The sequence below is a fragment of the Anatilimnocola floriformis genome (assembly GCF_024256385.1).
In the GTDB taxonomy this organism is placed as follows: domain Bacteria; phylum Planctomycetota; class Planctomycetia; order Pirellulales; family Pirellulaceae; genus Anatilimnocola; species Anatilimnocola floriformis.
The window spans coordinates 4,576,606-4,588,078 of record NZ_JAMLFW010000001.1 but is presented as its reverse complement, the minus strand read 5'-3'; the positions used below and the strand labels follow the sequence as shown (position 1 = coordinate 4,588,078).

Sequence of the window (11,473 nt, the reverse complement as noted above, 5' to 3'; positions counted from 1 at the left end):
ATGTCTCGATTCTCTGTCACGTCGAATTTGCTCCTGGCCATCGCGGTTTCGCTCTCGCTCTCCGGCTGCGTCAAAGCTCCCAACTGGAACTTTGCCAAGCTGCCGATTGGTGATGATGAGCCGTCGACCGCCAAGGGGGCCGCGCCGTTTCAAGTGAAGGTGGATGGCGCTAGCCTGGCCTTTCACGCGCCGCAGGTCGCGACGGCGAAAACCAAAACGTTTTTGCCGCGATTAGAAAAACTGCTCGCCGGCGGCGAACAAGCCGCGGCTCGGCAGTTGATCTATCGTCATCCGGAACTGACGCTCGAAGCCCTCCGCAACGGCCTCGATCAACGGCCAACAACCACGCTGAAATTTGTTGCAGCCGAGTACGATCGCTGGTTGCAACTGCAACCTGCCGACGGTTGGTCGAAGTTGTATGCAGCGGGAGAATCGCAACCAGCGGCCAGCTATCTGGCAGCGCGGCGGCAGTTGCTCGACAAGTTGCAGAGTGGTGCACCACGCAGTGAAATCGATGCCGTGGCTGCCTTCGCCTCCGGCAAATCACCAACGATGATTCGCTTGGATGCAGCTCGCACGGCAGCGATTGCTCATCTGGTGGCACTGCAGCCCGAGCAGGCAGCAACGATTCTCGACTTGGCCTGCAATGTTGCCGCGAAGTGCGATTCGTATCAGGAGTTTCAACTGCGATTGTTGCAAAGCGATGCCTTGCGTCGCGCCAACCGGCTGGATGCTGCCGATCAAGCGTGGACATCATCGATCACACGCGCTGCTGGAACTCGCCGTCTGCAACCTCCGCTCTTCGATCCTGGCTATTGGGACACGGCATCCTATCTGCGGCCGGTGAAGCTCGATTGGCCCGCGGAGTCGGTTCGCAATCTGGTTCCTCTGTCTCCCGTCCCGGTGCTGCTGATCAATGCAGCCGGCACCGATGGGGAAGCAATCGTATGGGGCACCATCGGCCAAAGCTTGCTCGATCGCGGCGATCACGAGCCGGCGCTCCTCGCTCTCAAGCGGGCGGAGACGAATGCTACCAATCCCCAAGTTCGCGATTGGCTCCGCCTCGCCGAAGCCAACGCACTGGCCCGCGTCGGACAATCGTCGGCTGCCACGGCGATTCTCGCCAGTTGCATGGCGAACGAAAATCCTGCGCTGGTCTCCGCGGCCAATGCTTGCCTCGGTTCGATCAAGTGTCACTCTGGCGACTCGGACTCCGGCTATCGGCTGCTGAATAAAGCGATGCAATCGCAACAACTCAACGGTTGGATCGGCCAAGCCGATGCCGAAGCCGACTATGCGCTGGCCTGCCTGATGCGCGGCGACGAAAAGACCGGCCTGCAATGCCTCCACAGCGCCCAAGAGCGTTTCGAATCGCAAGGCGAAATGACCCGCCTCGCCCAAGCCCTGCAAAACGAAAAAGAATACTGGAAGGTTCGCAAACAAAACGCCCGCGTCAACGAAATCGAAACGCGGATCGCTGGCATTCGCTGAGCAATCGCATCAACACCGATTTGTTCCCGTTCGAACGCGGAATGTAACTCCAATTACGGAATTTTTGCGACGACGAGTTTGATTACCGACAAGCCTTGTTTGTCGGTCGCTTTGCATTGCACGATATAATTGCCACTCTTGGTGAACGTCGCCTGGGCGTTCTGTGCATCATTGCTACCGTTGACGCTGAAGGTCACGGGCGCCGGTGTGGGGCCGATGGTTGACCAGGTATAGGTGACCTTCGCTTCGCCGCTGTCGTCATCGGCGATGACGCTCAGTTGCGCAGTCCTTTCTTTCACTTCGGCGCTGGGTGGATTGACGAAAGTGGGCGGCAAGTTTTTGCCTTGATGGTTGTTCAGCATCACATGGATCGCTGGAGCATCGAACACCTGCGTCGTGGCGAGATCGGGGTGCCCATCGCCATTGAAGTCGGGGCCGATGCCCACGTTGTTGACTACCAAGTCAAGCTTGCCGTTGCGGTCGATATCGACCGACTGCACGTTGCGCGGATAGCTGCCAGGGTTGCAACTGATCCCAACAACTGTGCTTGACCCACGTACAGATGTACGTACAATCCGCGTACAGTTGTACTTGAGAGGTGTGCGCGCGGGAGGCACGGATGACGGATCGGCCGGAGCTTTCGAAAGGTGAGATGGAAGTCGCCCGCATTCTGTGGGAACTGGGGCACGCGACAGTGCGCGAGGTGCACGTCGCGTTTCCGGACGACCGGAAGATCGATTTTGCGACTGTGCAAACGTATCTGCGGCGGTTGGAAACAAAGGGTTATGTCACGGGCAAGCTCGTGGCCCGCACACGTGTCTATTCGCCCAAGGTGAAGCCACAGAAAGTGATTGGCCGCACGATTGACGATCTGATCGATCGCTTGTTCGGCGGCGAAGCGCTGCCACTGATGCGTCATCTGATCGAAGAGCGCGGCCTGACCGCCGATGATTTGTCGGAGCTGCGCAAACTGATTGACGGGATGGATGGCGAAGGCAAATAGTGCACAGGATTGATTGCCAAGGAGACGGGCAATGGATGGGATGTTCGATCAGTTCGTGCGGATCGCTTGGATGCAATGTTGGCAGGTGACGCTGTTAGTCGTGCTTGTCGGTGGGCTAGTCTGGTGCTTCGGCAGGTCGCGGCCGAATTTAGCCAGCGTGTTGTGGCTGCTGGTGATTGTGAAGTGTGTGACGCCGCCGGTGTGGAGCAGTCCGAGTGGTATCTTTTGTTGGTTGCAGCCGTTCACGAAGGTGGCGGTCGTGGAAGACTCGCCGGTTGACTCCACGTTGATCGCAACTCCACGAGATGCCGACGACATCGTGATCAGACTAAGGACGCATGCGGCAACGCAAGAATCGCCCATCACGCCAAATCCCACGCTTCAGCCGCACGCAGCGGAGGTGCCTGCTGCGAGTATCAACTGGTCGCGCACGCTCGCAACCTCGCTCGTGTTGGCTTGGTTCGCGGGGTTGCTCGCTTGCAGCATGTGGATGTTCCGCCGCTGGCAAGCTTGTTGGCGGCAGATTCGCACCGGCCAAGTAGAACCGTCTGCGGAATTGAGTGAGCTACTCAGTGATTTGCAGCAGCGTCTAAAAATCCGCAGAAAAGCACGATTGCTGATCACCTCGAGCGCCGTCGGCCCCGCGGTCGTCGGACTGTGGCGACCAACGATCGTGCTGCCGAACGCAGTCGTCGAACAAAAACAAATACGAGACATCGAGCTGTTGCTCGCGCACGAACTGGTGCACATTCGCCGCGGCGATCTGTGGATCGCGATGCTGCAGCTGGTTGTGCAATGTCTCTGGTGGTTTCATCCGCTGGTGCGCTGGGCCAATCAATGGCTGACGCGTGAAACCGAACGCAGCTGCGACGAAGAAGTGATCGGCCACCTCGGCTGCACGCCGCTCGCGTATGCCCGCAGCCTTTTGAACCTGCTCGAACTGAAACAACAACTGCAGCCCGTACCCGCATTTCCCGGTGTTCGACCGGTGGATGTCACGAAGCAACGATTGGAGAGAATCATGCAATTGGGACAAGGATGTCGCCGCAATACTCCCTGGTGGTGCTGGGCTGTCATGGCCGTGCTCGCTCTGATCACGCTGCCTGGCGCAGCGCTGCTCGTCCGGGCAAAAGATCCACGGGCGAAGGGTTCCGCAACTCCAGCCACTACGCTAGCGATCACAACGGCGGTCATCGGCGAGGAACTTGCTGATTTGGATTCGCCGGCCGAATTGATTACTGCGACGTACGACGTCCAAGACCTGATCACGGCCATTCAAAAAGATATCGTCGACGATTCCGAACAGGCGGTGCGCTATTTACAAGATTTACTGCAATCGGCGCTCAGCGGAAATTTGACAAAGAAAAATGAACTGTCGTTTGGTTGGCACAACGGTCAGTTCGTGGTGCGGACGACTGCAGCGGGACAGCGGATCGTCGCAGAGCATCTCGACATTTACAGGCAATCTGGTTTTGCTCAATACGTGTTTGAAGTTCGCCTGCTGCAAGCTCCTGCTCGATTGCAACAAGCAGTGCAGGCAGAGTGGCAAGCGATTCAACCGAAGCCGGACGCTGATTTGGGCCGCTTCGAAATCGCGATGGATGGCGAAGGAGCGGAAGGCCTGCAGTCGACAATGAATCGTCAGCAACCAGTGATCGCCGCGACATTCGATGAGCAACAAATGCGGACGTTTATGACAGCGGCCCAAGCCGACAAGGAAATGAGCTTTGTCTGTGCGCCGAAGGTTACTACGTTCAATGGGCAAGCGGTACGCATCGAATCGCTTGAACGCCGGCCGTTCGTCGTCGCGGTGAAGGAAGTCGAGAAAGGAACATTTCAGCCAGAAATTCGCGTCGTCGATGCTGGTTGGAAGATGCGTTTGCGAGCTCGCGGACTCGCTAACGGCAAAATCAAAGTCGATTTCGCCCGGGCCGAGAGCCAAATCAGCCAAGTCGACATCGGCGAATTGCCGGGCAACGTCAACGTGCAAATTCCGCAAGTCGCAGTCAATCGGCTGCAAACGCAAATTGAGCTGAGCCCCGAACACACTTATGCAATTGGTGGTCTGAAGTCGTTGCATGAGTCCGACAAAAATGCACATCTCTGGCTGTTGATCACGGTTCGTAAAATCGATGAAGCCGAACTCCGCGAAGAGAGCAGTACAACAAAAAAAGAAACGGCCGTGCGGAAATTTGGCGAGCTGCAAAACCAGGGTGTGCAACCGGAGAAGGTCACGAAGCTATACAGCGTCGCTGACCTGTCGGTCGAGGAAACGCTGGCCAGGCTCTCCAGCCAGAAACCACAATTTGAGTTGGCGGTTCGCGTCCGCACGCACGCTCACGGTCTGCTGGAAGTGCAGAAGGCCAAGACTCCCGAACTGGGTAGCGACAAGCTCATCGAATTGATTACTTCGACGATTGAACCCGACTCGTGGAGCGAGGTGGGGGGCGAAGGAACGGTGGAATTTGCTCCACAACAAGGGAGCTTGCTGGTCACCAATTACGAATGGGTTCACCAAAAGATCGCCGATTTGCTGGGACAGCTCCGCCTTGCCAGAGCGACAACCGTCGTGCTCAACCTGCGGCAAGTTTGGATTCCAACCGCCGAGTGGCAAAAGATGGCTGCCGATGCGCAGCACAAGCAAAACATCGTCGCCATCGATCAGTGGCAAGGCTTTCAAGAGTTCAACGCGGAGCAAACAGTTGCCCTGTTAAAGCACGATACTCGCAAGCTCTGCGCCGCAACCAAGGCCATCACTTACAACGGCCAATTGGTAGCTGTGGAAGCTACTGCTGGTGAAGATGGCAAGGTCGCTGCGAATCAACTCCGCACGCTACATCTTGTTCCTGTGATTGGGGAGCGGAATTGCGTTCGAATAAACATCGCTCCGCAAACGAATCCGGGAATCGATGCGAAGCTTCCTTCCCTCACTGGCGCTGTATACGTTAACGGCACTCAAACGCTCTTCTTGGATCTCGACCGGACCGACTGGCAATGCGCTGATTCGAAGCTCGTGACTCCCAACATGTTGCAGGGGGCGGGCGAAGGCAGTGCGTCCAAGGGAGAGCATCGCCATTTGCTGATGGTTACTGCCGAGGTATTCAGGTCGGAGGATGGCGTGGCGAAGCGAGCCAAGGGATTTTAGGCGGCCAGGCCACAAATAGGCGACGCACCCCCGTTCACTCTTGAGTTGGCGAGATCAAGTTTTCTGCCTCTCGCCGGATGATATCAATCTCCAGCCGATTCCAGAATGGTCCCATGAAGGCAACTCCGGATTGGTCGTTTTTCGGAGTAGTTTCGTATTGTTTGATCTTGGAAATTGCCGACTCGAGAGCCGTCAAAGATGCGTCCCGGTTTGCTTGAGACGACTTGTCTCGCCAGAGACGATGATTTGCCATCGCAATAAACAGCAAGTCGAGTACGTCGCCATAGGTCTTGCTATCTGAATCGAGATATAGCTGCTGTCGCAGTTTAGTGGCACTTTCCAATTGCTTTATCGCTTCATCGAATTTGTTGGCGCGGTAGAGCGTGGTTCCGTAGGTGTTCAAATAGCTTGGGTTGCGCACCGCAGCAGTGGCTTTTTCCGCCAGGGCGAAGTCGCGATTTGATTCATCCCAGCTTTGAAGTTCGCTGTGAACCAATGCCCGGCGAGCGAAGAAGTCTGCTTTCGAGTTGTGAGCGGCAGCGAGATCGATCACTTTGTTCCAGTGCCACCTGGCGCCGCGCCAATCCGGCGGAATTGCACATTCACATGCTGTTGCTTCGCTAAGGTGCCAACTGATTAATTCTTCGGAAGCAGGGCTCCCACTGGCCGAATTGCGATTCTTTTGCCACAGCGAATTGACGCCAACTAGCGATAAAGGATTGGCTCGAAGTGGATCCTGTTTTTGAAATATCTCGCGCGCAGCAGCAATTTTCGCCAGCGCACTTACATCGTCCACCGACATCGATTTTTCGTCGAACGGTTCCAGCCGCCACTCCGTAGTCATGATGACGCCTAGCCACAGTTGGTGGGCGACCGGAAGCTGCGCTATTTGATTCCAACCTACGGAAAATACTCCTGTGCCTCCTGTATTTTTCGTGCGACAAAAGTGACGAACGCTTTGAGGATGTTTGTGCGTGCCGATGAGGTGGCTCTTGCGGCGATCCAAATCCACATACCAGAGCCACAAAGTCCCGTCCGCGGTGAGGGTAAGGATGGTTGACTCATCGATAAACTCGACTTTCGTAACTCCTTGCTGGCTGGATTCCGGCTTGAGTTGAATGATTGGCTCGTAACGGTTGTTCCACTCCCACACAATGGCTCTGCCATCACTGCTGGCAGTGACCACACGCTCGCCCTTCGTAGCGAAGTCGGCGGCTAAGACATCCGCCGTGTGGTTGATAATCTGGTCACCTTCCTGGTTCTCGAACAAGTAAGGTGTCCAGTTGCCTTCCTTTCGCTCCCAGATAATTGTCGAATCGTCGCTGCTGGTCGTGACGAGTTGCAGTCCGGTGGCGCTGAATTTGGCGTGAAGAATTGGTTCGCGATGAGCCGATCCGCGATCCCGCAACAATCGTTCGCATTTGCCCGTACTCAAATCCCAGACGGCGGCCCAGCCGGGGCCGATACCCGAAGAGTATCCCGCGACGTAATCACCCATTGGACTGACTACCAGGCCGCTGAGAGAAGCTGCGCACGTTTCAAACTCAAGCTCCGTCAACTTACCCTTTCCTGAAATCGGATCGATGAGAAAGACGCGCAACGAGCTAACGCCGGCGGTGACATTCTGAAATTCCCGCTCGAGCACTGCCAAATAAAGGTCATTGCCTCGTTTTGCGAAGGCGGTGAAGACGGCGGCCTGCTCGCAGGTAGGCTGCTCCCATTTGATCTCAGCTTCTCTGTTTAGAACTGTGATGGCGCCGCTGCGCATTGTCGCGCAGATCAGGGAGTGTTGAGGAGCAATCGAGATATGTTGCACCGGCGACGCAAAATGCAAATCCTTCTGCGCCCCGGCCGACTCGAAATTCCAAATGCCAAGCCATCCCTTTTCGTTTCCCTCGCTGCCTCCCAAGACAAAATGACTAGCGCTTGAATCGAGTGCATCGCAAGTAACGATCTTGGCAATGCCTCCAGACACCGGTATGCCGAAGGACTGCGGCCGCGATTCCAGGGCGGGAAGTACCCAACGATATACCGCGCTGGTACTGACGGTGACGACCTCGCGCCCATCGGCAGCGAAAACCGCTCCTGTCACGCTGCCGCTATGCCGAATTGGCGAATACAGCAATTCGCCGGAAAGAGCGTTGTGGACCAACGCGGTTCGATCGCGGCTAGCCGTGACCAACTGGTTGCCGTCGGAACTAAAACTGGTATAGAAAACTTGCTCGCTGTGTGCCGGGCGCCGGTAGTACGGTACCCAACAGTCTGATTCCCCCTGCACTTTCCAGAGGGTGACCTTCCCATCGTCGCCACCAGTTGCCAGCCGGTTACCCCAAGGGTTGAATGCGGCATGAGTGATTCGACTGGATTCTGCCCCGCCGAACGAATCACTCAAGGCAACGTTGGTGTGTTTATCAGTGTTAAAAATCCAGGCACAGTTTGCGGTCTGACCACGCTGTGTGCGGGCTACAAAAAGCAGGTGGCTACTCTTCGGACCATACGTGGCAAACGTTACTTCGCGATTGTCGGTGGTCGATGGTCGATCCGACAGCAAAGTTTCCACATCGTAACGACTGGGGGCGAGAGCGCCGCCGATTGTCCATTCCAGACAAACGGTCTTGGTCTGCGTCTCTGAGCCCAATACGACTGCCACGCGCGCCGGCTCGTCACTCAAGGCGATGCAGGCAACGGCTCCATCCTCGGGCCCACACGTCTCCCACTTCGACGCCTTCACATTCCAAACCGTGACGATATTTCTAGTCGTCTTGGACTTTAACTTCGATATTGATTTGCTGCCGTCAACATTCTCGGTATTGTTCATCACAATCCCGAAATAGTTTCCCTCGGGACTGAACTTCGCGTCGCCGAGTTTTCCGTCGCCGGTAAATTTTTCCGGAGCACGATCGATTTGGAAGCTGCCTTGATCAGTTGGGATGATCAAGGAATAGAGTTCGACTCGCTCATCCCACTGCACAACAACGGCGCCAACCCGACCATCGAAATTAAGGTAGGCGGACAACTTTACCGGCTTCTTGTCCAGAGGCTGTGTCAATTCTTCAGGTTGCCACGTGCCATCAGCGACACGCCGCCAAATTCGAGCAACCAGCTTGCAGTCGCTTTTTTCGCTCGACTCCTCAGCTCCCACCGTCAACGCCACCTCTCCATTGAGTGAACTGGCGGCTACGGTACGAGGGTCGCCATCGGGGTGATACGCTAGCGCCGATAAAGCAGAAATTTGGCGATGGTTTATTCCCACGCCTAGGAGATAGCTTTTACGCAGCTGGTTTCGCTCGGCCTGAATTGGGTCGCGCCCCATTGCGGTCTCATCGAAACTGGCCAGCGCCACTGTCTGGAAGAGAAGCGAGCCGGAGCGGTCCTGATTGGTCAGCGGCAACTCCGCGCTCTTCTCGAATTGTAACGAGGCAACGGTTAGCTCCGACTGTTTGCGTGCAGTTTCTGCTTTCTCTTTTTCCTCTTCGACATTTTCTTTCGCTTTAAGGGCAGCAGCTGTTTGTGTATCGGCTATTGCTTTTTGCTCAACGGCAATTCCGCGTGCGTTATTTACCACGCCCAGTAAATAGAGCGCAACGACGAGCAGTACCAGCGAAACGATCATCGCGAATGCAAAGACGGTGGCCCGAGCCTGGCGACTTTCCAGTTCTTGCCGATCGAGTTGCCGCTTTTGATAGACCAGCTTGAGTTCGATCGCATTCATGTCGCGATACGTCTCAGCTTCCTCATAGCGATTGTCGTCAAAAATATCTTTGCTGGGACTCCACAGTCCCAGTGGCACGAACACCTTCAGCGCACATTGCATGAGCCAGTCGCCGATGCGGAGCGTGGCTCTTTCACAGGCACTATTGAAGCGAGCGTACGAGGTTTGGGTGACCGCGGTCCCCTGCTCGGCAGTTCGCGACCAGGCATTCGCCAAAGAACGAAATTCACGTCGTTCGGCCTGCCACTTCTGCAAGCGGGGCCAACTGTGAAGCAAATCAAATGAACAGAGCGCGATCGCTCGGCGACCCGCGTCATCTGCCGTGAAGCGAACGATGCCCAGCTTGGCAAGCTTGTTCACAACTTCGCGGGCGGCTTCGGGCGGCCCCAGATCGTCATAGATCGAAGTTGTGGCTGAAACAGGCTCGAACTTGTCGTCGTCACGCAGCCGCATCAAACGCAGAACGATTGTCCGCGCGAGCGCCTCGGCGGCGTCATTGCTCTCCAACCAACGATCGACAGCTGCCGTGGCCTCAGATAGCGTGGTTGGATCAAAATCTGCCAGGAGCGAATCGAATTCTGGTTCGGCAATAAGATTGTCGGCGGTCGCGCTCGTGCTGGCCGCGGGAACTGCTCGTGAAATCCAGCAATTAATAATCCCCTGGGCGGATTGTCGATCATCAGGATGATCGAGCTTGACGCCTGTGAGAACTGCCTTGTGAACGAGTTGATTTAATCGGGAGGCGATTGCCGCATCAAGGGCAATCACTTCTTCGATGGTTCGCTGGTGACCATCCGCAGGCTGGCCTTCGTCACGTTTCTTGCGGATTTCTGCCTGAATCTGCGCATGCTCATACTGTAGCGCCGCCAGTGAGGTAAATCCCGTTTCGGCTTGATCTTCTGCTTGGTTTGCGTTCTTGGTCGCAGCACTCATCTTGTTGCCTCCTTCAGTTTTTTCTCGAGAGAAGCGTGCAATTCGTGAGAGGCGTCAAACAGGTCTTCCGTAAGGGAGAGCAATTTCTCGTCTGTCTTTTTGAACAGCTTCGAAAACTTTTCGATCAGGCTCCTGAATGTGGCAGCCGAGGGAGAGCTCTTAAATTGGTCCGCGGCTCCTTGCGTACGCACCACCTCTTTTAAAGCGCTTTGCCCAGCCCACCTTTGCAGGCACCTTTGCATCTCGGGCCAATCGTCGATCTCCTCCACTGAGTACAGAGACAACCTGGCTGCTGCTGCAGCGGCCGACTGCAGTTCGTCGTTGATTCTCTGGCACAACTTGTGGTCGCTAACCAGCGCGACGAGCCGGTCGCAAGGATTTCGAAATCTCGCCACCTCGCCGGTCAATCCGAGGCTTTGTGTCGGCATGGCATCGATCATGCCGACCAGTTTTTGGGCTTCTAGTTTGGTCGCGCACGACACCAGCTTCTCGTTGAGCGAGCGGAGCTGCTGTTGAGGGATGTTTTCGATACCATCCAACGCCTTCACGTGTTTGCTGGGATCGTTACCGAGGAATTGGTCGATTGCAGTCTGAAATTTGGTTACCCAGCCTGGTGGCGGATCAGGATCTTCGGTCCTGCTCCAGGATTTTTCGATGTCATCTTTCCAGTCTTCCAGTGTGTCAACGATTACGTCAGAAATCGGCATTTGGTCTGTTACGCGCGACTTATGCTCAATCTTTACCTGAGGCATGACGCCACTAACGGCATGCAGCGTATCATGCAGCTTCTTGTAGGCTTTCAAGTGCTTGAAGTTCTCGCGGCGATTCTCAAACTCTTTGCGCAAATCTTCCAGGCGACGTATATCGTAAGCGGCTGGTGGCTGGATGCTGTCGCCGGCAAGGATTGCGGTCAGACAAGCCTGCAGATGTGGCTTGCGTACGGAGAGGACTTCGATGAATCTGACCAACTTGTCGTCTCGCTCCAAGCTTTGAATCATCTGGAACACGACAACGTCAAATTTCTTATCCACGCTGGCGAGCAGGTCCAGCCGAGTATCAAGCTCTTCTCGTACCAAAACGCTTAATTCGTCGCTGTTAGTCTTAATGGATACCAGCTCGCGCAACGATTTGAGTTGAGCACCGCTGAATTCATTAGGACTTGGACTGGCAATTGCAACTAGACTCATAA

The 11,473-nt window shown here is 55.6% G+C and carries 6 protein-coding genes; 3 read left to right on the top strand and 3 right to left on the bottom strand.

The genetic code is table 11. The features are described 5' to 3' along the window. On the top strand, positions 1-1,491 hold the full coding sequence (locus M9Q49_RS17825) for a hypothetical protein (protein WP_254510177.1): 1,491 nt from the start codon (positions 1-3) through the stop codon (positions 1,489-1,491). A gap of 53 nt (positions 1,492-1,544) precedes the next feature. Here M9Q49_RS17825 and M9Q49_RS17820 read toward each other — a convergent pair whose 3' ends face one another. Further along, positions 1,545-1,991, bottom strand: coding sequence for a hypothetical protein (locus M9Q49_RS17820; protein WP_254510176.1), 447 nt, complete (start codon positions 1,989-1,991; stop codon positions 1,545-1,547). Positions 1,992-2,110: 119 nt separating this feature from the next. Between M9Q49_RS17820 and M9Q49_RS17815 the strand changes: the two genes are divergently transcribed. After that, positions 2,111-2,494, top strand: a complete 384-nt coding sequence (locus M9Q49_RS17815; protein WP_254510175.1) for a BlaI/MecI/CopY family transcriptional regulator — start codon at positions 2,111-2,113, stop codon at positions 2,492-2,494. Positions 2,495-2,525: 31 nt separating this feature from the next. After that, on the top strand, positions 2,526-5,639 hold the full coding sequence (locus M9Q49_RS17810; protein WP_254510174.1) for a M56 family metallopeptidase: 3,114 nt from the start codon (positions 2,526-2,528) through the stop codon (positions 5,637-5,639). Positions 5,640-5,673: 34 nt separating this feature from the next. On the opposite strand, the gene M9Q49_RS17805 is transcribed toward M9Q49_RS17810, so the two are convergent. Continuing rightward, on the bottom strand, positions 5,674-10,284 hold the full coding sequence (locus tag M9Q49_RS17805; protein WP_254510173.1) for a hypothetical protein: 4,611 nt from the start codon (positions 10,282-10,284) through the stop codon (positions 5,674-5,676). Next, complete coding sequence (locus M9Q49_RS17800; protein ID WP_254510172.1) at positions 10,281-11,471, bottom strand: hypothetical protein; 1,191 nt, start codon at positions 11,469-11,471, stop codon at positions 10,281-10,283. The genes M9Q49_RS17805 and M9Q49_RS17800 overlap by 4 nt, the downstream gene beginning before the upstream one ends. Between the last annotated feature and the right edge of the window lie 2 nt (positions 11,472-11,473).